The 22,285-nt window shown below is 63.8% G+C and carries 19 protein-coding genes and 3 tRNA genes; 14 read left to right on the top strand and 8 right to left on the bottom strand.

Features of this window, described 5'->3' with window-relative positions:
• The first annotated feature begins 43 nt into the window (after positions 1-43).
• The 5 genes from era (at position 44) to nagZ (ending at position 4,184) form a co-directional block, all read left to right on the top strand.
• Positions 44-943, top strand: coding sequence for a GTPase Era (gene era, locus L0U81_RS11020; protein ID WP_233802559.1), 900 nt, complete (start codon positions 44-46; stop codon positions 941-943).
• Positions 930-1,835 carry a DNA repair protein RecO gene (gene recO / locus L0U81_RS11015; RefSeq protein ID WP_233802557.1) on the top strand — a complete coding sequence of 302 codons (906 nt, stop codon included), beginning with the start codon at positions 930-932 and terminating at the stop codon, positions 1,833-1,835. Before era ends, recO begins: the two co-directional genes overlap by 14 nt.
• A complete protein-coding gene (gene pdxJ / locus L0U81_RS11010) occupies positions 1,832-2,596 on the top strand; it encodes a pyridoxine 5'-phosphate synthase (protein ID WP_233802555.1) in 765 nt (254 codons plus the stop codon). Before recO ends, pdxJ begins: the two co-directional genes overlap by 4 nt.
• Before the next feature lie 24 nt (positions 2,597-2,620).
• On the top strand, positions 2,621-3,088 hold the full coding sequence (gene acpS, locus L0U81_RS11005) for a holo-ACP synthase (protein WP_233802554.1): 468 nt from the start codon (positions 2,621-2,623) through the stop codon (positions 3,086-3,088).
• Positions 3,089-3,155: 67 nt separating this feature from the next.
• Positions 3,156-4,184, top strand: a complete 1,029-nt coding sequence (gene nagZ / locus L0U81_RS11000) for a beta-N-acetylhexosaminidase (RefSeq protein ID WP_233802552.1) — start codon at positions 3,156-3,158, stop codon at positions 4,182-4,184.
• A 111-nt stretch (positions 4,185-4,295) separates the two neighbouring features.
• Here nagZ and L0U81_RS10995 read toward each other — a convergent pair whose 3' ends face one another.
• The 3 genes from L0U81_RS10995 to earP form a co-directional block, all read right to left on the bottom strand.
• Positions 4,296-5,678: a sigma-54-dependent transcriptional regulator gene (locus tag L0U81_RS10995; protein WP_233802550.1), complete on the bottom strand. Its 1,383-nt coding sequence runs from the start codon at positions 5,676-5,678 to the stop codon at positions 4,296-4,298.
• A 399-nt stretch (positions 5,679-6,077) separates the two neighbouring features.
• On the bottom strand, positions 6,078-6,635 hold the full coding sequence (efp, locus tag L0U81_RS10990; protein ID WP_008919334.1) for an elongation factor P: 558 nt from the start codon (positions 6,633-6,635) through the stop codon (positions 6,078-6,080).
• Between the two features lie 394 nt (positions 6,636-7,029).
• The gene (gene earP, locus L0U81_RS10985) at positions 7,030-8,223 is read right to left on the bottom strand and encodes an elongation factor P maturation arginine rhamnosyltransferase EarP (protein ID WP_233802548.1); all 1,194 of its coding nucleotides are present in this window, start codon (positions 8,221-8,223) and stop codon (positions 7,030-7,032) included.
• A gap of 226 nt (positions 8,224-8,449) precedes the next feature.
• On the opposite strand from earP, the gene uvrC reads away from it, so the two are divergent.
• The 5 genes from uvrC (at position 8,450) to L0U81_RS10960 (ending at position 12,014) form a co-directional block, all read left to right on the top strand.
• Positions 8,450-10,645, top strand: coding sequence for an excinuclease ABC subunit UvrC (gene uvrC / locus L0U81_RS10980; RefSeq protein ID WP_233802546.1), 2,196 nt, complete (start codon positions 8,450-8,452; stop codon positions 10,643-10,645).
• A gap of 158 nt (positions 10,646-10,803) precedes the next feature.
• Positions 10,804-11,397, top strand: a complete 594-nt coding sequence (gene pgsA, locus L0U81_RS10975; RefSeq protein ID WP_233802544.1) for a CDP-diacylglycerol--glycerol-3-phosphate 3-phosphatidyltransferase — start codon at positions 10,804-10,806, stop codon at positions 11,395-11,397.
• A gap of 199 nt (positions 11,398-11,596) precedes the next feature.
• Positions 11,597-11,672: transfer RNA gene (locus L0U81_RS10970), tRNA-Gly, on the top strand.
• Between the two features lie 63 nt (positions 11,673-11,735).
• Positions 11,736-11,811: transfer RNA gene (locus tag L0U81_RS10965), tRNA-Gly, on the top strand.
• 129 nt (positions 11,812-11,940) lie between these two features.
• Positions 11,941-12,014: transfer RNA gene (locus L0U81_RS10960), tRNA-Cys, on the top strand.
• Positions 12,015-12,110: 96 nt separating this feature from the next.
• Here the strand turns inward: L0U81_RS10960 and L0U81_RS10955 are convergent.
• Positions 12,111-13,145, bottom strand: a complete 1,035-nt coding sequence (locus L0U81_RS10955) for a hypothetical protein (protein ID WP_233802543.1) — start codon at positions 13,143-13,145, stop codon at positions 12,111-12,113.
• A gap of 733 nt (positions 13,146-13,878) precedes the next feature.
• On the opposite strand from L0U81_RS10955, the gene L0U81_RS10950 reads away from it, so the two are divergent.
• Together L0U81_RS10950 and L0U81_RS10945 are read left to right on the top strand one after the other, a co-directional pair.
• Positions 13,879-14,628 (top strand): TraB/GumN family protein, encoded by a 750-nt coding sequence (locus tag L0U81_RS10950; RefSeq protein ID WP_233802541.1) that lies wholly within the window; start codon positions 13,879-13,881, stop codon positions 14,626-14,628.
• Positions 14,629-14,757: 129 nt separating this feature from the next.
• Positions 14,758-15,258 carry a GNAT family N-acetyltransferase gene (locus tag L0U81_RS10945; protein WP_233802539.1) on the top strand — a complete coding sequence of 167 codons (501 nt, stop codon included), beginning with the start codon at positions 14,758-14,760 and terminating at the stop codon, positions 15,256-15,258.
• An 11-nt stretch (positions 15,259-15,269) separates the two neighbouring features.
• Here the strand turns inward: L0U81_RS10945 and L0U81_RS10940 are convergent, their stop codons facing one another.
• Genes L0U81_RS10940 through L0U81_RS10930 form a run of 3 tightly spaced genes read right to left on the bottom strand, consistent with a single transcriptional unit; the run spans position 15,270 to position 17,289 of the window.
• The gene (locus tag L0U81_RS10940) at positions 15,270-16,154 is read right to left on the bottom strand and encodes a cytochrome c oxidase assembly protein (protein ID WP_233802537.1); all 885 of its coding nucleotides are present in this window, start codon (positions 16,152-16,154) and stop codon (positions 15,270-15,272) included.
• Between the two features lie 39 nt (positions 16,155-16,193).
• Positions 16,194-16,655 (bottom strand): copper chaperone PCu(A)C, encoded by a 462-nt coding sequence (locus L0U81_RS10935; RefSeq protein WP_233802534.1) that lies wholly within the window; start codon positions 16,653-16,655, stop codon positions 16,194-16,196.
• Between the two features lie 28 nt (positions 16,656-16,683).
• Entirely contained in the window at positions 16,684-17,289 is a 606-nt protein-coding gene (locus L0U81_RS10930) for an SCO family protein (protein ID WP_233802533.1), read from the bottom strand.
• A 408-nt stretch (positions 17,290-17,697) separates the two neighbouring features.
• Between L0U81_RS10930 and otsB the strand changes: the two genes are divergently transcribed.
• Both otsB and otsA read left to right on the top strand, forming a co-directional pair.
• A complete protein-coding gene (otsB, locus tag L0U81_RS10925; RefSeq protein WP_233802531.1) occupies positions 17,698-18,447 on the top strand; it encodes a trehalose-phosphatase in 750 nt (249 codons plus the stop codon).
• Between the two features lie 52 nt (positions 18,448-18,499).
• A complete protein-coding gene (gene otsA / locus L0U81_RS10920) occupies positions 18,500-19,978 on the top strand; it encodes an alpha,alpha-trehalose-phosphate synthase (UDP-forming) (RefSeq protein ID WP_233802529.1) in 1,479 nt (492 codons plus the stop codon).
• A gap of 86 nt (positions 19,979-20,064) precedes the next feature.
• Here otsA and L0U81_RS10915 read toward each other — a convergent pair whose 3' ends face one another.
• A complete protein-coding gene (locus L0U81_RS10915; RefSeq protein WP_233802528.1) occupies positions 20,065-21,900 on the bottom strand; it encodes an ABC transporter ATP-binding protein in 1,836 nt (611 codons plus the stop codon).
• Positions 21,901-22,285 lie beyond the last annotated feature (385 nt).

Genomic DNA, 22,285 nt, shown 5'->3' with positions numbered 1-22,285 from the left:
GTGCGCGTCGCGTGCGCCAAACCGAACCTGCCGTAGTCCGAATATGAACGCTCCCACTCCCACTGGTTTTCGCTGCGGCATGGTCGCGATCGTCGGCCGTCCGAACGTCGGCAAGTCCACGCTGATGAACGCGCTGGTCGGCCAGAAAGTCAGCATCACCTCGCGCAAGGCCCAGACCACGCGCCATCGCATCACCGGCATCAACACGCTCGAAGACGCGCAGTACATCTTCGTCGACACGCCGGGTTTCCAGACCAAACATAGCGGCGCGCTGAACCGCTCGCTGAATCGCGCGGTCACGTCGACGCTGACCTCGGTCGACGCGATCCTGTTCGTGATCGAAGCGGGCCGCTTCGGCCCCGACGACCAGAGGGTGCTCGACCTGATCCCGTCGAAGGTGCCGACGTTGCTGATCGCGAACAAGCTCGATCGCGTGTCGGATAAAGACTCGCTGTTTCCGTTCATGCAGCAGATGAGCACGCTGCGCGAGTTCAACGAGATCGTGCCGCTGTCGGCGAAAAACATCGACGACATCAAGCGTCTGATGGCGACCATCAAGCCGTTCCTGCCGGAAAGCCAGCCGATCTACGGCGAGGACGACCTGACCGATCGCAGCGAACGCTTCCTCGCGGCCGAAATCCTGCGCGAAAAGGTCTTCCGCTGGACCGGCGACGAGCTGCCCTACACGAGCACCGTGCTGATCGACAAGTTCGAAACCGAAGGGCGCCTGCGCCGTATCTTCGCGACGATCCTCGTCGATCGCGACATGCACAAGGCCATGATCATCGGCCAGAAGGGCGCGAAGCTGAAGCAGATCAGCACCGAGGCGCGCCTCGACATGGCGAAACTGTTCGACGGGCCGGTATATCTCGAGACCTTCGTCAAGGTGAAGAGCGGCTGGGCCGACAACGAAGCCGGGCTTCGTGCGTATGGGTATGAATGACGCGTCGATGACGCTGAATTCAGACGCGGGTCCGGACCAACCGGAGCACGAGCCGTCACGGCCCGCGCGTAGCGCGCGGAAAGCGTCGGCCGAAACCAAAAGCGCGAAAAGCGCCCCCGCCGCCGATGGCGATCCGCCCAAAACGCCGTCGCGCCGACCGCCGCGCGCCTCCGCTTCCGACTACCGGATCACCGAGCAGCCCGCGTTCGTCCTGCATAGCTACCCGTATCGCGAGACCAGTCTGATCATCGACGTACTGTCACGCGATCACGGCCGTCTCGCGCTCGTCGCGAAGGGCGCGAAGCGCCCACACTCCGCGCTGCGCGGTGTGCTGCAAACCTTCCAGCCGTTATCGCTGGCGTGGTCGGGCAAATCCGAAATGCGCACGCTGACCGGCGCCGAATGGGTCGGCGGCATGCTGCCGCTGACCGGCGACGCGCTGCTGTGCGGCTTCTACGTCAACGAACTGCTAGTGCGCTTCTGCGCGCGCGAAGACCCGCATCCGCAGCTGTTTCACCACTACGTCGTCACGTTGACGCGGCTCGCGCACGATGAGCCGCCGGTGCAGGTGCTGCGCTCGTTCGAACGCGTGCTGTTGCGCGAAACCGGTTACGCGATGGCGCTCGATCGCACGGTCGCGCGCAAAGCGGTGCTCGCCGACGGCCGCTACGTATTCGATCCCGAGCGCGGCGTCCGGGAGGCATCGGACGAATGGCCCGCGCAGTGGCCGGTGGTGTCGGGACAAACCTTGCTCGATATGGAAAAGGACGATTACCATCGAGCGCAGACCGTCGCGCAAAGCAAAACGCTGATGCGCTTTCTGCTCAACACCTATCTCGGCGGCGCGCCGCTTGCGACCCGTCAGATCCTGATCGACCTGCAGAACTTATGAGCTTCTTCCTGACTTCGCCAACCGTGATCGACCTCGGCGTGAACATCGACCACGTCGCTACGCTGCGTAACGCGCGCGGCACGTCCTATCCCGATCCGATCCGCGCCGCGCTGATGGCGGAAGAGGCCGGCGCCGATGCGATCACGCTGCATCTGCGCGAAGACCGCCGGCATATCGTCGACGCCGACGTGCGCAAGCTGCGCCCGCTCCTGAAAACGCGCATGAATCTCGAATGCGCGGTCACGCCGGAAATGCTCGACATCGCGTGCGAAGTGCAGCCGCACGACGTGTGCCTCGTGCCGGAAAAACGCGAGGAGCTGACGACCGAAGGTGGTCTCGACGTCGCCGGACAATTCGCGGCGGTGCGCGCCGCGTGCAAGCAACTAGCCGACGCGAAGTCGCGCGTGTCGCTCTTCATCGACCCCGAAGAATCGCAGATTCGCGCCGCGCATGAAGCCGGCGCGCCGGTGATCGAGCTGCACACCGGCCGTTACGCGGAGGCGCACGATCCCGACGAACAGCAGCGCGAATACGAGCGCATCGTGCGCGCGGTCGAATTCGGCGCGACGCTCGGCCTCAAGGTGAACGCAGGCCACGGCCTGCACTACACAAACGTGCAGCAGATCGCAGCGATCGACGGCATCGTCGAACTCAATATCGGCCATGCGATCGTCGCGCACGCGATCTTCGCGGGCTGGGACAACGCGGTGCGCGAGATGAAGGCGATCATGGTCGCCGCGCGTCTCGGCGCGCGCGCGTAACGCAATCTGGCGACGGACGCACGCATGGCAATCTACGGCATTGGCACCGACATCGTTCAGGTGAGCCGCATCGCTGCGGTGATGACTCGCACCAATGGCCGCTTCGCCGAGAAGGTGCTCGGTCCCGACGAACTGCGCGTCTACCACGCGCGCCACGCCCGCTCGGCGGCGCGCGGTCTGGCGTTTCTCGCGACGCGTTTCTCGGCGAAAGAAGCGTTCTCGAAGGCGATCGGCCTCGGCATGCACTGGCCGATGACCTGGCGCGCGCTGCAGACGTTGAACCGGCCGAGTGGCGAGCCGATGGTGGTCGCCTCCGGCGAGTTGGCCGAATGGCTCGACGCGCGCGGCATCACGGCGCGCGTGACGATCAGCGACGAGCGCGATTACGCGGTGTCGTTCGTGATCGCCGAGACGCAGCGGGAGGGCGGGGCGCAGGCCTCGTTTGCTGCGTCGGCATCCTGGGCTTCGTCCGCGCAATCCGCCACCGAATAAAAACGTTGAACGCGACCATTGCCGGTCGCGTTTGTCTTTGCCTCAAGCTCCTTTCCAGCGGAATTCGATGAAAACCACACCCGGACCGGTGATGCTCGACGTGGTCGGCAAAACGCTCAACGGTGATGATAAAAGGCGTCTCGCTCACCTGATGACCGGGGGCGTGATCCTCTTCGCGCGCCACTACGAAAGCCGCGCGCAACTGGTCGCGCTGACCGATGCAATCCGGGCGATTCGCCCGGATCTGCTGATCGCCGTCGACCACGAAGGCGGCCGCGTGCAGCGTTTTCGCACTGACGGCTTCACGGTGCTGCCGTCGATGGGCAAGCTCGGTGCGCTATGGGACCACGACGTGCTGCACGCGACCAAGGTGACGACCGCGGTCGGCTATATTCTCGCCGCGGAGTTGCGCGCGTGCGGCATCGACATGAGTTTCACGCCGGTGCTCGACCTCGATTACGGCCACTCACAGGTGATCGGCGATCGCGCGTTCCATCGCGATCCGCGCGTGGTCGCGCTGCTCGCAAAGAGCCTGAACCACGGCCTCGCGCTCGCCGGCATGAGCAATTGCGGCAAGCATTTTCCGGGGCACGGCTTCGCGCAGGCGGACTCGCACGTCGCAATGCCGGTCGACGAACGGCCGCTCGACGAGATCCTCGGCAACGACGTCGCGCCGTACGACTGGCTCGGTTTGTCGCTTGGCGCGGTGCTACCCGCGCACGTCGTCTATCCGCAGGTCGATGAGAAGCCGGCCGGCTTCTCGCGCATCTGGCTGCAGGACATCCTGCGCGGCAAGCTTGGCTTCGAAGGCGCGATCTTCAGCGACGATCTGTCGATGGAAGCCGCGCGCCAGGGCGGCACGCTGACGCAAGCGGCGAGCGCCGCCTTGCAGGCCGGCTGCGACATGGTGCTGATCTGCAATCAGCCCGACGAAGCGGAGAAGGTACTCGACGCGCTGCGCGTCACGCCATCGAAGGAATCGCGGCAGCGTCTGGAGCGCATGCGGCCGCGCGGCAAGGCGCTCGCGTGGAGCAAGCTGATGGCCGAACCGCGGTATGCCGAAGCGCAGAGGCTGGTGCGCGGTGCGTTTGCATAAACGGAAATGGCGCCTTGAAGGAACTCAAGGCGCCATCTTTTTATGCGCTTCGAGCGGTGCGAGCCGCCGTCAAGCTTCAGCAAGCATCCGCGCCACGCGCCATTCGATCACTCAGTTCAGGCGCATGCGCTGCAACTTGTTGTAGAGCGTCTTTGGGCTGATTCCGAGCAGCGATGCCGCGCGATGCCGCGTGCCGCCGACCGCGTCGAGCGTCGCGCGAATCAGCATTTCCTCGACGTCCGCGAGCGGCGTGCCGACCGTCACCTGCACGCGGCTGCCGTTCAGGTCGCGGCCGTGCGCCGTCCCTGCCTCGTCGGCGCGCAACGACTCGATCACATCGCCCGATGCCAGATACGCGCGCCGCACGCGCTCCTGCAATTCGCGCACATTGCCCGGCCAGTCATACGCGAGGCATTCGCGCAGGAAGTTCGGCGTCGTCTGCTTCGCGACCTCGGACGCGCCGTGCGCGCGCGCTGCGAGATTCAGTTCGTCGACGATCGCCTGAGCGATCAGCACCGGATCTTCGCTGCGCTCGCGCAGCGGCGGCAACATGACCGCGGCGGCTTCGAGACGCAGCGCGAGGTCCTGATGCAGTGAACCGTCCGCGACCGCCGCGCGTGGCGGCTTGCGCGTCGATGCAATGAGCCGGAAGTCGGTCACGATCTGGTTGGTGCCGCCGACGCGCATGAACGTCTGCGAATCGAGCGCGCGCAACAGCGCTTCCTGCTGTGCGCGCGGCAGCTCGGTGATTTCGTTGATGAGCAGCGTGCCGCCGCTTGCCTGTTCGAAGAGGCCCGGCTCGCGCTGCTCGGCTCCGCCAGTCGCGCCGCGTCCGTGACCGAACAGCACGCTGTCGAGCGAGCGATTGAGGCCGTCGGCCGCCGCGTTGCGGCAGTCGAACGTGACGAACGGGCCTTTGCGGCGACGGCTCATGTCGTGCAGCGTGCGCGCGGCGATCTGTTTGCCGGTGCCGGCCTCGCCCGAGATCAGCACTGCGGCTTCGGTCGGCGCAAGACGCTCGATCGTGTCGTACACATGCTGGATCGTGCCGCTGCGGCCGAGCATCAAGCCGAAGCGCCCAAGCTGACGCAGCGACGCGCGCAATGCCTGCACTTCCTCGGTCAGCTCGTACGGCCGCGGGATGCGCGCGAGCAGGCTGCGCAGACGCGGGATGTTGACCGGCTTCAGCAGATAGTCCCAGATGCCGTGCCGCAAGCCCTCGATCGCGCTCTCGACCGTCGCATTGCCGGTCATCACGATCACCGGAAGCTCACCGCCGGGCGGATGCGCGGGCAGGTGCTGCAACAGATCGAGGCCGCTACCGTCCGGCAGATTCAGGTCGACGAGCACGACGTCGGGAATGAAGCGCGTCAGCGCGGCGCGGGCCTCGGCGAGCGTAGTCGCGGTGTCGACGGAAAAGCCGTCGGCCGCGAGGATCGCCGACAGACCGGACAGGCTATTGGGATCGTCTTCAACAATCAGAGCGTGTGGCATGGCGAGCGCAATTTTATGACTGAGTTAAATTCCCGGTGCGCCGCCAACTCTGATGGCGCGCACGGCAGGTTCTGGCGGGCTCGATGACAGGGCTAAATCCATTTGCCTTCAGCGATGTCGTTATTCACGGTGCATCTCCCAGGTTGGAAAAATCAGCGGTACTCGCATAACCCTCCACCCAGCAGAGACCGTGCCAAAGGCCTTTGTTGCTATGAATCAAGGACTTGCCGCGCGCGCGACGCGAAATCGGGATGTCGTGATGGCAATTTTGAGAAACTTGCCGGTAAAGTTTTCCTAAACCATACACGGCGCGACAGAAAAGAAAAAGCGCCCAAAATTGAGCGCTTTTTGTGCAGGCCGGCAGGGCGCCGGCGCTGGCGGGGTGACGCAGACAGGCGCTTAGGCGCGGCTGCGGTATTCGTGCGTACGCGTGTCGATTTCGATCTTGTCGCCGATGTTGCAGAAGAGCGGCACCTGCAGTTCGAAACCGGTGTTCAGCTTGGCGTTCTTCAGCACCTTGCCCGACGACGTGTCGCCCTTGACAGCCGGTTCCGTGTAGATGATTTCACGAACCAGAGTGGTCGGCAGTTCGACCGAAATCGCCTTCTCGTTGTAGAACACGACTTCGCAAGCCATGCCGTCTTCGAGGTAGTGCATCGCGTCGCCCATCATTTCGGCTTCGACTTCGTACTGGTTGTAGTCGGCGTCCATGAACACGTACATCGGGTCGGCGAAGTACGAATACGTCACTTCCTTGCGCTCGAGCACGACGACGTCGAACTTGTCGTCCGCCTTGTACACGGTTTCCATGCCGGCGCCGGTCAGCAGGTTCTTGAACTTCATCTTGACGACGGCGGAGTTACGGCCCGATTTGTTGTATTCGGCCTTTTGCACGACCATTGCGTCTGCGCCGATCATCACGACGTTGCCGGTGCGGAGTTCCTGTGCGGTCTTCATAAAACTGTCCTGTACGAGATAAATAGCTTAACTGTTGCTCAACGGCATACGGCGCAAGCGGCTTCGGCGTTTCGCTCACCACCTGCCGTGCGCCGCGTAAAGCGGCGGCACTGCCCGGATGCTTGAAACGGGATCGGCTCGCGGCGGAGACCCGTGACGAGATGCCACGGCGTTTCCACCTGTCCGTTACCTGATCTTTACCCTTTCGGGCGTGTACACGAGTGGCGCCGATCTGCAACACGCCCAAACATGCGTCCCTTTTTTGACATTTGCGTGCCCAGCCCGAAGACAGAGGCGCGTGCTGTGTTTTTCCACGGGGACCGGTCAGACGGGCTGACCACGGGTTGTGGCTCGAATCGGGCCGCGCTTGCGTCGTCGGCCGTTGGATAACCGCTTATTTTAACTGAGTTTTTGCGAATGAGGTCAGATTTCCGGCGAGATCGCCAACTTGCTCGAGTTCGACCGCCCACGCGGCGGCGCGCCGCTTCAGCGCCGCACTGTGGCGCTGGAATTCTGCCCAGTCCGGCTGTCCCGCGCCGTTCCACGCGTGCCAGAAATGTTCGAGTGCGGCGCGCGCTTGCGCGGGCAGCGTGCGCGTGTAGTGCGCGAGTGCGGCGTCGAGCTTGGGCAGATGGGCGTCGTCGGCCTGCGGATAGATGTGCCAGACGAACGGCTTCGCGGCCCACTGCGCGCGCACAAACGAATCCTCGCCGCGCACGAAATTGACGTCGCTCGCCCAAAGAAGCGCGTCGTAGCCGGGCTGTTCGGTGAACGCGAGCGAATGGGCGCTGAGGTTGCCACGCGTCGCATGGGTGCCCGCCGTAAACGACGGCAGCCCGAAAAAGCGCGCGAGCGCGCCGGAAATGCGTCCCTCGGGCACCAGCAGCACGATCGGGCTCACGCTGTCGCGCCATTGTTCGAGCAGGCTGTCGACCGCCGGATTTTCGTACGCGAACAGCGACACCACGGTTGCGTCGGCTGGCGGCGGCGCGTGGCCGGTGGTCTTGCGCCACCAGTCGGCGCGGGCGGCCGGCGAGCCCTCGAACGCGGTGCGCGCCGCATCGAGATCTCGCTCCTTCAGCACGCCGCCGGTGCCGGGGCCGAGTCCGGGGAAAAAGAAGGTCTTGTTGAGCGCGTAGCGCGGGTGCGGCGACGGCCGCAGATGAAAATCGGCGATCCAGTCCTCGGCGCTCAGATATTCGAGGTTGAACCACAGCGGCGCGCGCGCGCGTTCGGCCATCGCCGCGATATAGACGGGCGGCAGCTCGCAGGCGAACGCCTCGATCACGACGTCGGCGACTTCGAGCGTATCGCCCGCGTGGGCCGGTTCGTGCCAGTGCTCGATGATGATGCCGTCGAGCGTCTGCCGCGCCCGCTCGAGCGCGAGCGAGGGACACAGCCGCTGGAACGCATGCAGATCGTCGACGAACACACGCACCTGCCAGCCATGCTCGCGTGCGAGTTGGCGCGCGAGGCGCCAGCACACGCCGATGTCGCCAAAGTTGTCGATCACCGCGCAAAAGATATCGCAGGCGATCGGGTTGGCAGGGGCAGCGGGTGGTCCGGAAACGGGCGCGACGGAGGACATGGCGGCTCGGCTGGCTCGGTGACTCCGCCGACGCGGAGCAGGTTCGAACGAACTCGGAATGTTCTAAACTGGCGATTCTAAAGCCTCGCTCGCGATCGCGCGCGCCCTTTGCCCGACACGCGGGCCGCATGGCGCGACGCGCGACACGACCTCCGGTGCCCGATATCGGTCGCCAGACGGCGCAAGCGGCGAGGCAACGCGAGACCGTCCCACCCAATCGACCCGCATGACCGAACCCGAAGCAACCGACGCCCCCGACGCTTTCGAGCCGAAAAAAGTGCTCGCCCAACTGCCGCATCTGCCCGGTGTCTATCGCTATTACGACACGAGCGGCGCGGTGCTCTACGTGGGCAAGGCGCGTGATCTGAAGAAGCGCGTATCGAGCTACTTCACGAAGACGCAGCTGTCGCCGCGCATCGCGATGATGGTTACGCGGATCGCGCGCATCGAGACCACGGTCACGCGTTCCGAGGCCGAAGCGCTGCTGCTCGAGAACAATCTGATCAAGGCGCTCGCGCCGCGCTACAACATCCTGTTTCGCGACGACAAGTCGTATCCGTATCTGAAGCTGACCGGCCACAAGTTTCCGCGCATGGCCTATTACCGCGGCTCGGTCGATCGCAAGAACCAGTACTTTGGTCCGTTCCCGAGCGCGTGGGCGGTGCGCGAGAGCATCCAGATCCTGCAGCGCGTATTCCAGCTGCGCACCTGCGAAGATTCGGTGTTCAACAACCGCACGCGGCCGTGTCTGCTGCATCAGATTGGCCGCTGCACGGCGCCGTGCGTCGCGAACATCAGCGAAGAGGATTACGCGCGGGATGTCGCCAACGCGTCGCGCTTTCTGCTTGGCCGCCAGGGCGAGGTCATGAAGGAGCTCGAGCAGAAGATGCATGCGTTCGCGAGCGAGCTGAAGTTCGAGCAGGCCGCGGCGGTGCGCAACCAGATGAGCTCGCTGTCGACGGTTCTGCATCAGCAGGCGATCGAAGTCGGCAGCGATAGCGACGTCGACATTCTTGCGGTGGTCGCGCTGGGCGGCCGCGTGTGCGTGAATCTCGCGATGGTGCGCGGCGGGCGGCACCTCGGCGACAAGGCGTACTTTCCCGCGCACGTGGAGAGCGCGTTGACCGCGGAGGAGGGGGGGCTCGAAGACGAAGCCGGGCAGGACGACGCATCGGCGCATACGCAAGCGGTCGCGCCGTCAGCCGAAGCGGCGAGCGCCACGGCCGATGCGCTCGCGATCGCGCGGGACATGCCATCGGAAGACGAGGACGCCGATGGTAGTGACGAAGAAGCGATCGAGGCGATTGCGGACGATACGAGCGAGGAAGCAAACGAACCAGCTCCCGCTACCCGGCGACGCCAAGGCCGCGCGCCCGGCGGCGTCGAATCCGAAGTGCTCGAAGCGTTCATTGCGCAGCATTACCTCGGCAATCGCGTGCCGCCGGTGCTGGTGGTTAGCCATGCGCCGGCGCGCGAGCTTGTCGACGTGCTGATCGAGCAGGCGGGGCACAAAGTCACCGTGCTGCGTCAGCCGCAAGGGCAGCGACGCGCGTGGCTTGCCATGGCCGAGCAGAACGCGCGGCTCGCGCTCGCGCGGCTGCTGTCGGAGCAGGGCTCGCAGCAGGCGCGCACACGCGCGCTGACCGACACGCTCGGCATGGAGTGTGACGACCTTGCGCATCTGCGCATCGAATGCTTCGACATCAGTCACACGATGGGCGAGGCGACCCAGGCGTCGTGCGTCGTCTATCACCATCACAAGATGCAGTCGTCCGAGTATCGCCGCTACAACATCACCGGCATCACGCCCGGCGACGACTACGCGGCGATGCGCCAGGTGCTGACGCGCCGCTACGAGAAGATGGTCGCGCAGGCAGCCGCGAACGCGAGCGACGAAGCCGCCGGGTCGCAAAGCGACGCGGCCGCCGATCCGTCGCTTGCCGCCGATGCCGCCGAGCCGGCCGCGGCCGGCGGCGTGCTGCCGACCATCGTGCTGATCGATGGCGGCAAGGGGCAGGTAGAAATCGCGCGGCAGGTGTTCACGGAGCTGGGGCTCGAGACGGGCATGCTGGTCGGCGTCGCGAAGGGCGAAGGGCGCAAGGTCGGTCTCGAGACGCTGATTTTCGCGGACGGCCGTACGCCGCTCGAACTCGGCAAGGAAAGCGCCGCGCTGATGCTGGTCGCGCAGATCCGCGACGAAGCGCACCGCTTCGCGATCACCGGCATGCGCGCCAAACGCGGCAAGACGCGCCAGACCTCGCGGCTCGAAGAACTCGAAGGCGTGGGGGCGAAGCGACGTCAGCGCCTGCTCGCGCGCTTTGGCGGTTTGCGCGGCGTGGTGGCCGCGAGCGTCGAGGATCTTGCGAGCGTCGAAGGTATTTCGCAGGCGCTCGCCGAGCAGATCTACCGGCAATTGCATTGAATTTGCGGTCGAGTCGCTGAGCCAGCCGCAGCGCGAACCACGCGCCGCGCGCGGCGCGCGTGCCGCCCCTGTACGGCCATGCCCGCGCCCGCTTGCTTGTGGCGGCCCTTGCGACACGGCACAATTGCAACTCACTCGTCAGACGCTGCGCCTGCCCCATGCCGTTTAATTTCCCGATATTCCTGACCTGGCTGCGGATCGTCCTGATTCCGCTCGTCGTCGGTGTGTTCTATTTGCCCGACATGATGATGAGTCCCGCACACCGCAATCTGGCGGCCGCGACGATCTTCATCCTTGCGGCGCTTACCGACTGGTTCGACGGCTTTCTGGCCCGCAAATGGAATCAGACCTCGGCATTCGGCGCGTTTCTCGATCCGGTCGCCGACAAGCTGATGGTGACCGCAGCGCTGCTCGTGCTCGTGCAACTCACGCGGATCGATTCGGCGATCGCGCTCGTGATCGTCGGGCGCGAAATCGCGATCTCGGCGCTGCGCGAATGGATGGCGCAAATCGGAGCGTCGAAGAGCGTCGCGGTGAACTCGCTTGGCAAGTTCAAGACGGCTTGCCAGATGGCCGCGATTCCGATGCTGCTGTTCTATGGCCCGCTGCCGCTCGGCGCCGGTGTGATGATCGACACGCGTGTGTGGGGCCTGTGGCTGATCTATCTTGCCGCGTTCCTGACGATCTGGTCGATGCTGTACTACATGAAGCTTGCGTGGCCGCAGATTCGCGAGCGCGGTGGCATCGCGTGAGGGCGTGAAAGAAGGGCCGCGTGGGAGCGCAAAAGTGTGTTCGAACCCCGCACAACTACGAGTGAAATGTTTTCTTTAAAAGAGGCCGGCAAAAGGGGTTGACACGTTTCAGTCGTTTCTCCATAATCTCGTTTCTCCGATGCACGCAACGCGAAACGCCGGAGACGCAGTAGGGCAGTAGCAGTAAATGCAGTACAACGCGGGAATAGCTCAGTTGGTAGAGCGCAACCTTGCCAAGGTTGAGGTCGCGAGTTCGAGCCTCGTTTCCCGCTCCAGTTTTCGAAGCATCGCGATGTTTGGCGAAGTAAAAAACGCAGCGCGGTGTGAAGCAGTTCAGTGCGGGAGTAGCTCAGTTGGTAGAGCGCAACCTTGCCAAGGTTGAGGTCGCGAGTTCGAGCCTCGTCTCCCGCTCCATACATCAGGGGAAGCAACGCTTCCCTTTTTGTTTGGAAGGCCGGTCGTTCTGAACTTTCCAGAGCTTCGGTTCTTCTGGTGACCGCCAGATAAATCTGAGAACCCGTGTCTAGGTTCCAGTCCGCTTGCGGCGCGATAGCAAAGCGGTTATGCAGCGGCCTGCAAAGCCGTTTAGGCCGGTTCGACTCCGGCTCGCGCCTCCAGTCTTTGATGTAAAGCAAAAGCCCCGACTTGTCGGGGCTTTTGCTTTTTCTGTTCCTCTTTCGCCGGCCTTTGCCGAAACGTCGTCTTCAATGCGATCAGAAGTTGATCGCCGATTTGATCGACTGCACGGCAGCGTTGTTCAGAAAGTAGTAGTTCTCTTGCGGCGTACCGCCGCCGAGCGGAGCGATCTGCATCGTCGTGCCGCTCCTGATCATGTAACCCGCGTAGATGCCGCCGTTGTACTGGTAGTACACGCGGTAGTCGGTCGTGCTACCTCCGAGCACGCTATTGGCCACCCATGCGCGAACGCCCTGCAACGTGACGATCTGGCCATCGGAGAGCTGGTAGGTCTTGCCGTCCGTCGTGCTCGCGTAGGGGAAGAAACTTTCCAGTATCGATATCGTTCCCGAGCAGGGCGTCGGACTATTGCCTGTCGTGGCCGGTGAGGCGCAGTCGTAGGTGTACAACTCGTCTCCGACCGTTTGCCGTACCACCTTGATGTAGGCTGCGCCTGCTTGCCAGGTTGCCTGCGCGTTGTACAGGGATTGCCCGTTGATCGTATTCGTGATCAGGCCCAAGGCGCTATTCGTGAAGAGTTCGGACGGCGACGCGGAAATCAGGCCGCTCAGCGAAACGACGGTGTAACTGGTGCCGAGCAAGGTTTGGATCACGGTACTGCCGTCCGTTGCCAGATAGTCTGCCTGCACGTTGGATCCCACATAGCTGATCCGTGCTTGCGCTGGAACCGCACCGACATAAACCGCGCCATTGACGATCTGGCGTCCACTACTCACGGTTGCCGCCTTGAGCGTCGACGAGAGCGAAGTGGTCCCGGCAATCAGCGACTGAGTGCCCGTGGAAGGGCTTTGAGCAATGCTGGAGTCCGTGGTGAAAAACGTGCTACTCGAACCGACAGACACCGCGCCCGCCGAACTCGTGCTGAACGAGAGGCTGCCCTCCACGTAGTGGAGTCCACCGTTGGACGTGAGCGCAAAGCTCTCATAGTTCTTCTGCGCATCGCTCAGACTCGAGGTGCTTGCCGTCGATCCCGAATCGCCGGACGAACCTCCGCCACATGCGGACAATACCAACGCGCTCGATGCCGCCAGAATGGCAGGTCTTATTGTCATTCGCTTTTTGTGGTATTTCATTTGTATTTTGTTTTTTTCGATTTGTATGGTGATTATTGGTGGATTCAATTCGGCGTGGGGCGCAACCATTCTAGCGACGTTCATGTAAAGTACTCGCCGGCTTCGTGCTTTTCAATGTTGGTTATCGAGCATTTGCCGGGATTGTCGGGGTCATTTATTTTTTGTGCATAAAATTTATATTCGACCTATGAAGAAAATCAGAACCGCCGCGATGCTGTTGAGTCTCGCTTTGCCGTTGTCGGCGGGCAAGACCATCGATTACACCGAGTAGCATCCGAAACGGACGTTCGCTTCGCAGAAGTAGAATTCGCAGTATCGTGTGGTCGGAACGGAAACCGTCGAATTGCCGGCCGGCAAATTCCAGGCGATCAGGATCGGATCCGAAGGCGATTGGCTCGCGCAGGTCGACACCGCGATGATCACGGACGCGCAGAAAATCGGTCCTGCTCAAATGATGAGGCGCACCCTATAAAGCGTTCCGTACAGTAGCAATGGCGTGAGAAACTGGCGCTATACGACCGAACTCGAGTCGTTTAAAAAGGCGGGAAATAATAGGAATTTTAGAATCAGATATATCACCGCAATATTTCTGTATCGCTATTTATCGCGTGTGCTTTTAACTCGCGCACGAGTAGCGCGTCCCGATTAACGCCCGATCGAGATCAGGCGATAGAATCGCAGCATCGTCATCGCCCGTATTCATTGAAGCCGCATGTATTTCCAACTCACCGGCACCCACGTCCGCCTGCTCGGCTCGATGCATCTGTTTCCCGCAACGAGCCGTCGAACGCCGCCGTGGATCGCCGAGGCCTATGACTGGGCCGACGCGTTCGTATTCGAGTCCGACCCAGCAACGATCCTCCCGTTTCTCAAAGCCGAGGCGCACCCCGACGCGGCACAACTGCGGCCGCTCATGCGCGACGAAGCCTGGACGCAGCTTCAGGCGCTCTGGCCAGCCGATGGCCTGCTCGCGCCGCTTGAAACACTGCGTCCGTGGGCCGCGCTGATCGTCGCGCCGACTCTGTTGCAGCAGGTCGTCGAGGGTGTCGAGCCGCGCATGCTGCGCTCGGCGATCGCGCAGGCGAAGCCGTATCGCTATCTCGAGTCCGCGCAGGACGTGGCAGTCGCGCTCGAATCGATTCCGCTCGAAGCGATCGCTGCCGCGCTCGACATGCTGATGGCCGACCGCGGCGAGCCGCAGCGCACACTCGAACGGATGCACGCGGCGTGGCTGGAAGGTGATCTGCACGCGATACAGCAGATCGCTGTCGAATCGCCGATGTTCAATCTGCCCGGCATCCGTCACGCGATACTCGACGCGCGCAATCGCGCGTGGGCTGCGCGGCTGAACGGATTGCTGGACACGCGCGAGCGCACGCTGGTGGTCGTCGGGGCGCTGCATCTGTGCGGCCCCGGCAATCTGTCCGACTGTCTCGCACGACCCGTCCAGGCGGTGTTCTGAGCACGTGTGCGGATTTCGCGACTGAACACAGCCAGTCGGCCGGTCGCGCGACGTGTCATTCCGCGCGCACGGGCGGCATAATTGCGGATCATTGCCCGCGCTGTCGCGCATTGACTCTAAAAGCTACCGATGATTGATTTGCAGCACTCCGCCGCCATACGGCTCGCCCAACTCGAATGGCGCTGGAAGGCGTTCGTGGACCTGACGGGCGTCGAGGTCTATGAGATGCTGGCCGCACGCAGCGCGGTGTTCGTCGTCGAACAGAACTGCGTGTATGGCGATATCGACGGGCTCGACGTCGAAGCCTGGCATCTGCTCGCGTATGGCCCCGGCGACGATGCCGCGCTGCCACCGCTCGCCGGCTATCTGCGCGTGCTGTTGCCCGATGCGGCGGATGCCGACGTGCGCATCGGCCGGGTGTTGACGACCGCGCCGTTTCGCGGCATCGGTCTCGGCAAGGCGATGCTCGAACGCTCGCTCGCGCATATCCGAGCCCAGTGGTCCGATACGCCGATTCGTCTGCACGCGCAGGCGCATCTACAAGGCTTTTACGGCGCGTTCGGCTTCAGGCCGGTCTCGGAGGTCCACGACGAAGACGGCATCCCTCATGTATGGATGCGCTCGGTCTGAGTGCGAACGTGTCAGCGCTGCCCGCTCGCGGTGGTCGACGCCGCATGGGTGAGCCCGCGCACCTCTTGCGCGCGCCGCTCGGTGCGCAGGCGTCCGCGTGACGACAGTCGCATCCAGTGACGCAGCGCGATCAGCGCGCCGATCACGCTCATCATCGAACCCGGAATCCATAGCAGGAGCCCGCCGATCTGCTGATCGCGCATCGGGCTCAGCCACGTGAACGCGCGGCCGCAGATCGAATAGATCGGATATAGCTCGTGGGGCGTAAAGAAGATGAACGCGCCGAGGATGATCTGCGGCGGGATCGCCGCGATCACGACGAGCACGCGCTTGCCAGGCGCCAGACGCGCGGGCGGCGCCGGACGCGGATCGAGCACGAGCCACCAGAACAGCAGGCCGTCGATCGCCATGCTCCAGTTCATGACGCGATAGAGCCGCCAGTCGAGCATTGCGACGAAATGGATCGGCGACAGCAACCAGAAATAGATCAGCCCGACGAACAGCGTGACCGCGACGACCGGGTGCATGACGACGTCGAGCACCTTGCGCACGAGCGGTGTTTTCAGCGCGGGCAACACGAAGCGCTGTCGCCACCGCAACGGAATTCCCGCGCGTAACGCCGCACCCGGATACGACAGTGCGATGAAGAACGGCCCGAGATGATGCAGCACCAGATGCTGCAAGCGATGCATGAAGAACTCATGCTCGAAGAAATAATCGAGCCGCGTATGCAGCACGACATACAGCGCGACCAGCCCGAACCAGAACGACAGACGCCGCGCGAACGACAGCCGCGCCTTGCGTGCGCCGCGCACGAACAGGATCGCCGGGATCAGCAGCGCGATCACGACGGTCGGCGAAACCTCCCAGGGATCGAGCCAGTAGAGCAGGTTCATGGCGATGGCGTTTGCGGTGGGGGTGGCCCGTGGTGCCGCTTACTTGGTCTGGGCCGGCGACTTGACCGCGAACGGCGCGCTCAGCGTTTCGCCATCGGAGAACTTCAGCGTCAGATGCACGGTGTCGCCGGGCGCGATCTTGTGCTTCGCGTCCTCGAGCATCACGTGATAGCCGCCTGGCGCGATCGCGACCTGGCCATGCGCGGGCACCGTCAGCTTGTCGACCATCACCATCTTCTGCGACGAGCCGCTCGATACCGTTTGATGCAGCATTGCGTCGCCGTAGTCGTCGCTCGAAATATCGACGAGGTCGATCGGCTTGTCGCTCGCGTTGACGAGCGTCGCGTAGCCGGCGGCGGGCAGGTTGTTCGGCAGCCAGCGCACCCACGCGTCCTTGACGCTGATCGCGTGAGCGTCGGCCGCCTGCGCGGTCGACAAGACGCCGAACGACAGCGCGAGCGCGCAGGCGAGGGAAGCGAACGGTTTGAGCTTGATCGTCATGTCGGGATGGATTGGGATCGGTTAAAAATCAGGATTGGTCATCGATGACGCGGCGCAGGTCCTGCGCGATCGCATCGGGCGTGTCGTGATCGGTGGCGAGCAGGCGCGCATGGCCCTGGCTGTCGAACACATAGACGGCGGAGCTGTGCGTGACCTCGTAGTTGCCATTCGGGTCGCGCTTTTCCATCTGATACGCGACACGATAGCGCTTCGCCAGCGACTCGATCTGCCAGTCGGTGCCGGTCAGCCCTTCGGCGTGCTCGGCGTCGAACGCGCCGACGTAGTCGTGCAAAGCCCGCGGGGTGTCGCGCGCCGGATCGACGGTGATGAACAGGATGCGCACTTTCTGCGCATCGGGGCCGAGCCTGGCGAGCACCTGCATCAGGCGACCCATCGTCTCGGGGCAGACGTCCGGGCAATGTGTGTAGCCGAAGTAGACAAGCGATGCCCGGCCTTTGAACGAAGCGGCGCTGACGGGGCGACCGGCGTCGTCGGTCAATGTGAAGTCCAGATCCGGCAAATGGCCGGTCACGTTGGTCAACAGCCACGGCTCGGCGCGCTGCGTGCACCCGGTCAGTGCGACGAGCGCGACCAGCGTACCCAGCGTCGCTCCCACGGCGAAACGGCGTGCCAACCCGTGCGTGAGTCTCCAGGGTCGTGAGCGGAGCAGGTTCGGCTGGGGGCGCTGGGGTGGGAGGATCGGGAACAAAGCAGGGTTCAATGACTCGATTGAATAGCAGGCACCACGAATCGATGGAGGATGTAGACCACGCCGACAGACCGCGTGGCAGCGACTGTAGCGCAAAATCGCCGCCGGCGACGGCCGGCGGGCCCGGCGCACGATTCGCGAGGCAATATGACGCAGGTGGCTGAAAGCCGCGTGAAGCCCGATCGTTGCGCTTTTGAACGCGGCCGAACCAAACGGTCGGGCAGACCGCCCGCCGGGCTTGAGTCCCGGCTTACTTTCTCGAAAAATTGACGGATGCGCGGTAAGATGCGCACACTTTTCCGGCCGCACATGGCTGAAAGGCGAACCCAGGCGATGCAAGCACTTCCGGCTGTTCTGTCTCCGAGCGAGACCGCATTTTTCTTCGATTTCGACGGCACGCTCGTCGAACTCGCGCCCACGCCGGATGGCGTGCTGGTGCAGCCGCGCGTCATCGACCTTCTGCGCGAGCTGCGCAGTCTGACGAATGGCGCGGTCGCGGTGGTGTCGGGGCGCGGCATCGACAGTATCGACAGTTTTCTCGGCATGCCCGATCTGCCGGTCGCTGGCCTGCACGGCGCCGAGCGGCGCGATGCGAATGGCGACACGCAGCGCATCGGTTTTCACGACCAGCGCCTCCTGCGCATGGAGCAGGTGCTCGCGCAGGTCGTCAACGAACACCCGGGCATGCTGCTCGAGATCAAGGGCGCGGCGCTCGCGCTGCACTACCGCAACGCACCGGACCGCGAGCCGGTCGCGCGCCAGGCGACCGAGCGGCTCGTCGCCGATTACCCCGCGTCGTACGTGCTGCAGCCGGGCAAGATGGTCTACGAGATCAAGCCGAAAGATGTCGACAAGGGCCGCGCGACGCGTGCGTTTCTCGACGAGTTGCCGTTCACCGGACGCACACCGGTATTCGCCGGCGACGATCTGACCGACGAAAAGGGCTTTGCGGTCGTCAACGAGCGCGGTGGCCTGTCGATCAAGGTCGGGGCTGGCGAAACGATGGCGCGCACGCGCGTCGAATCGGTATCGTCACTGCTCGACTGGCTCGAAACGATTGTCGCGGCGGCGCGCGGGGCGTGACGCCCGCGCCCCGCTCAACTAAAACAACATACTGCACCGGGAATCGCGCTTCATGAGCCGACTGATCATTGTTTCGAACCGGGTTGCGCCTATTTCGGAGGGCGGCCCGGCGGCGGGCGGTCTGGCGGTTGGCGTGTACGACGCGCTGAAGGAGACCGGCGGCATGTGGTTCGGCTGGAGCGGCGACGTGCTCAGCTCCGGCCAGCCGCAGATCAAGGTCGAGGAGCGCGGTCCGGTGACCTTCGCGACCGTCCCGCTGATGCGACGCGATTACGACCAGTATTACCGCGGTTTCTCGAATGCGACGCTGTGGCCCGCGTTTCACTATCGATCCGACCTGTTGCAGTACGACCGTCACGACTTCGAGGGCTACTGGCGCGTCAACGCGTGGCTCGCGCAGCAACTCGTGCCGCTGTTGCGCGAAGATGACGTGATCTGGGTGCACGACTATCACCTGATCCCGTTCGCGCAGGCACTGCGCTCGGCAGGCGTGAAGAACCGCATCGGTTTTTTCCTGCACATTCCGTTTCCGGCCGCGCAGGTACTGCTGACGGTGCCGCCGCATCGCGAACTCGTCGAGGCGCTGTGTTCGTTCGACCTGCTCGGCTTTCAGACCGGCCCCGATCTGCGCGCGTTCTGCGACTACGTGATCAACGAGGCGGGCGGCTCGGTCGACGTGCCGGCGAAAGGACCGCTCACCGTGCAAGCATTCGGTCGCACGCTGCGCGCATCGGCTTATCCGATCGGCGTCTATCCGGACGAGATCGCCGAGCTCGCGAAAGCGGGCGAGCGCGACAAGCCGGTACGCACGATGAAGGCGACGGTGCATTCGCGCAAGCTGATCATGAGCGTCGACCGGCTCGATTATTCGAAGGGACTGGTCGAGCGATTCCGCGCGTTCGAGCGCCTGCTCGAGCATGCGACCGCGCAGCGCAACAAAGTGTCGTTCCTGCAGATCGCGCCGCCGACGCGCGCCGACCTGCACGCGTATCAGGACATCCGGCTGCAGCTCGAAGGCGAGTCGGGACGGATCAACGGACGTTTCGCCGAGCTGGACTGGACGCCGATCCTTTATATCCACAAGCAGTACGAGCGTTCGGTGCTGGCGGCGCTGTTCCGTACCGCGCACGTCGGCTATGTGACGCCGCTGCGCGACGGCATGAACCTCGTCGCGAAGGAATACGTATCGGCGCAGGATCCGGAGAATCCCGGCGTGCTCGTGCTGTCGCGCTTTGCGGGCGCGGCGCAGGAGCTGGATGGCGCGCTGATCGTCAATCCGGTCGATATCGACGGCATGGCCGAAGCGCTCGCTCAGGCGCTCGATATGCCGCTCGCCGAGCGTCAGGCGCGCTATCGCGACATGATGGCGCAGCTGCGCGAGAACAACGTGTCGGTGTGGCGCGATAACTTCATGCGCGATCTGCAGAACGCCGACGGCGCGAAGCGAGGTAGAAGCGGGAAGACGCGCGCGGCCACAGGGGCGGCGGGCGCCGCGAGGAAGAGGGCGGCGCGCGAGAGCGTGAGCGGCTGAGCCAGCCGCAAGCCGAACAGCAAAAAGCCGCTCCACGGAGCGGCTTTTTTCATGGGACCTGCAGCCGGCGCGCGGACCGTGCGTACTCAGACCACGTGCTGCTCGTCGACCTTCTTGCCGCCGACATGCAACGTCTGGCCCTTGCCATACTGCTTCGCGAGCAGGTCGCGATAGAGGCCCGGACGCTGGCGCAGTTCTTCCGGCGTGCCGTCGTCGATGACCTTGCCGGCACTCATCACGATGATGCGGTCGAAGTTGTTCAGCGTCGACAGACGGTGCGCGATCGCGATCACCGTGCGGCCGACCATCAGCCGGTCGAGCGCCTTCTGGATCGCTTCTTCGGACGCGCTGTCGAGCGCGGACGTGGCTTCGTCGAGCAGCAGGATCGGTGCGTTCTTCAGAATCGCGCGCGCGATCGCGATGCGCTGGCGCTGACCGCCCGACAGTTTCACGCCGCGGTCGCCGACGATCGTGTCATAGCCTTCCGGCATCGCCTCGATAAAGTCCGCGCAACGCGCCTCGCGGGCGGCGGCGAGCACTTCCTCGCGGCTCGCTTCGGGGCGGCCATACGCGATGTTCTCGTACACCGAGCGATGGAACAGCGAGATGTCCTGCGGTACCAGCGCGATCGCGTGGCGCAGGCTATCCTGGGTGATCGCCGCGATGTCCTGCCCGTCGATCCTGATCGCGCCACCCTGGGTCTCGTAGAAACGCTGCAGTAGCGCGAGCACCGTCGATTTGCCGGCCCCCGACTTGCCGATCAGGCCGACGCGCTGACCCGGTTCGATATTCAGGTCGAAGTGATCGAGAATCGCCCGGCGGCGCGGATAGGCGAACGTGACGCTGTCGAACGTGACGCGGCCGCCCTGCGGCACGAGTTCGGTCGCGTCGTCGCGATCGGGCATGCCGTGCGGTTCGAGCAGCGTGCGCACGGCTTCCGCGAGTCGTGCGACGTGCTGCGTGACGTCGACGAGTGCCACGGCGAGGTCGCGCGTGCCGTGCAGGATCGTGAAGCCGAGCGAGCTGACGAGCACGATGTCGCCCGAGGTCGCGCGTCCCTGGTCCCACAGCCACAGCGCCCAGCCGAGCAGGCCGGCCGATAGTAGCGCCGTGATCACGGCGTGCAGCAGACGAAGCTTTTCCAGATACAGCAGGCTTTGCTGGCGCGCCTCCATTTCCGACTTGACCGTCGAGGCAAAACGGCGCTGCTCGCGAAACGTCATGCCGAACGCGCGCACGAGGCCCATATTGCTGATCACATCGACGAGTTCACCGTCGACCGATGCCGCCTTGGTCGCGAAATTATGGTGGCGCGCGGAGCCGCGGCCCGCGAGCTTGTACAGCACGACCGAAAGGATCGCCGAGCAGAACATCAGGCCGGCGGCCATCAGCGGGTTCACCGCGATGATCATCACGATTGCGCCGAGCACCGCGATGCAGGGCGGAAGCACGTTCCACGCGGTGGTGTTTTCGGCGGTGTAGACGGCGTTCGAGGTCGCGGTGATCCGGCTCGCCAGCATGCCAGGCTGTTTTTCGGCGTAGTAGGTCGGCGAATGGCCGCTCAGGTACTGGAACAGATCGCGCCGCAGATCGCCCGTCACGGCGACGAACGTGTGCGCGGCGAACCAGCCGCCGACCCGCCACAACAGGTTGTCGGCGGCGATCAGGCCGACGAGGATCGCGAACGCGCTCCACAGCGGCCCCGGATGATGCCGGCCGCCGGCGAGCACGTCGATCAGGTGTTTGATCGCGTATTGCGAAGCGAGCGCACAGCCCACGGCCGCAAATACGCTGCACAACACGATCGCATGCGCGACCGGATGGCGGCGGATAAAGCGGAAGAGAAACGCAAGCGGCCGGTGCGCATAGCTCGCGAGCTTTGCGTTCTGGGCGTTACGCTGGGCGATGGTCAAGTGTTCCAATTGAGCTGAGATCGATGTGTTGCGGGTTGTGCATGCAAAGCGCGGACCACACGGAAAAGCATCGCTCTCCGTGAAGCCGATGCTTCGCATTGTAAACATGCAAAGACGATTGCGCCCTGTGTATCCGGGCTTTTGGCGCGATTGATTTCGCGATGGACCTCCGCGATCTGCGTCCTCCGGACGCACCACTCGACGGGCGATCCACGCAAATTGCGGACAATTTCGAGATACAATTACAAATAGCATTCAACTGCAGCGCGGCAATTTTTCAATGTTTGCCGGCAAGGTTGGTGCAAGAGTGTTCACAGACACAGTACCGCCGTGCCACTCCGAAACCCGTAGAGACTGTAGAACTGTCTTAGAAAACAAGGGTTTGCAAAGTGTT

This window comes from Paraburkholderia sp. HP33-1 (assembly GCF_021390595.1).
In the GTDB taxonomy this organism is placed as follows: domain Bacteria; phylum Pseudomonadota; class Gammaproteobacteria; order Burkholderiales; family Burkholderiaceae; genus Paraburkholderia.
The sequence above is the reverse complement of the archived record's forward strand: the minus strand, read 5'-3'. Positions and strand labels throughout refer to the sequence as shown.

Coding starts and splice junctions, on each gene's coding strand:
- pdxJ (WP_233802555.1), top strand. CDS start 1,832: ATGAGCTTCTTCCTGACTTCGCCAACCGTGATCGACCTCGGCGTGAAC.
- pgsA (WP_233802544.1), top strand. CDS start 10,804: ATGCCGTTTAATTTCCCGATATTCCTGACCTGGCTGCGGATCGTCCTG.
- L0U81_RS10995 (WP_233802550.1), bottom strand. CDS start 5,678: ATGCCACACGCTCTGATTGTTGAAGACGATCCCAATAGCCTGTCCGGT.
- L0U81_RS10940 (WP_233802537.1), bottom strand. CDS start 16,154: ATGAACCTGCTCTACTGGCTCGATCCCTGGGAGGTTTCGCCGACCGTC.
- efp (WP_008919334.1), bottom strand. CDS start 6,635: ATGAAGACCGCACAGGAACTCCGCACCGGCAACGTCGTGATGATCGGC.
- uvrC (WP_233802546.1), top strand. CDS start 8,450: ATGACCGAACCCGAAGCAACCGACGCCCCCGACGCTTTCGAGCCGAAA.
- nagZ (WP_233802552.1), top strand. CDS start 3,156: ATGAAAACCACACCCGGACCGGTGATGCTCGACGTGGTCGGCAAAACG.
- L0U81_RS10950 (WP_233802541.1), top strand. CDS start 13,879: ATGTATTTCCAACTCACCGGCACCCACGTCCGCCTGCTCGGCTCGATG.
- L0U81_RS10945 (WP_233802539.1), top strand. CDS start 14,758: ATGATTGATTTGCAGCACTCCGCCGCCATACGGCTCGCCCAACTCGAA.
- recO (WP_233802557.1), top strand. CDS start 930: ATGGGTATGAATGACGCGTCGATGACGCTGAATTCAGACGCGGGTCCG.
- L0U81_RS10955 (WP_233802543.1), bottom strand. CDS start 13,145: ATGACAATAAGACCTGCCATTCTGGCGGCATCGAGCGCGTTGGTATTG.
- otsA (WP_233802529.1), top strand. CDS start 18,500: ATGAGCCGACTGATCATTGTTTCGAACCGGGTTGCGCCTATTTCGGAG.
- era (WP_233802559.1), top strand. CDS start 44: ATGAACGCTCCCACTCCCACTGGTTTTCGCTGCGGCATGGTCGCGATC.
- acpS (WP_233802554.1), top strand. CDS start 2,621: ATGGCAATCTACGGCATTGGCACCGACATCGTTCAGGTGAGCCGCATC.
- otsB (WP_233802531.1), top strand. CDS start 17,698: ATGCAAGCACTTCCGGCTGTTCTGTCTCCGAGCGAGACCGCATTTTTC.
- earP (WP_233802548.1), bottom strand. CDS start 8,223: ATGTCCTCCGTCGCGCCCGTTTCCGGACCACCCGCTGCCCCTGCCAAC.
- L0U81_RS10935 (WP_233802534.1), bottom strand. CDS start 16,655: ATGACGATCAAGCTCAAACCGTTCGCTTCCCTCGCCTGCGCGCTCGCG.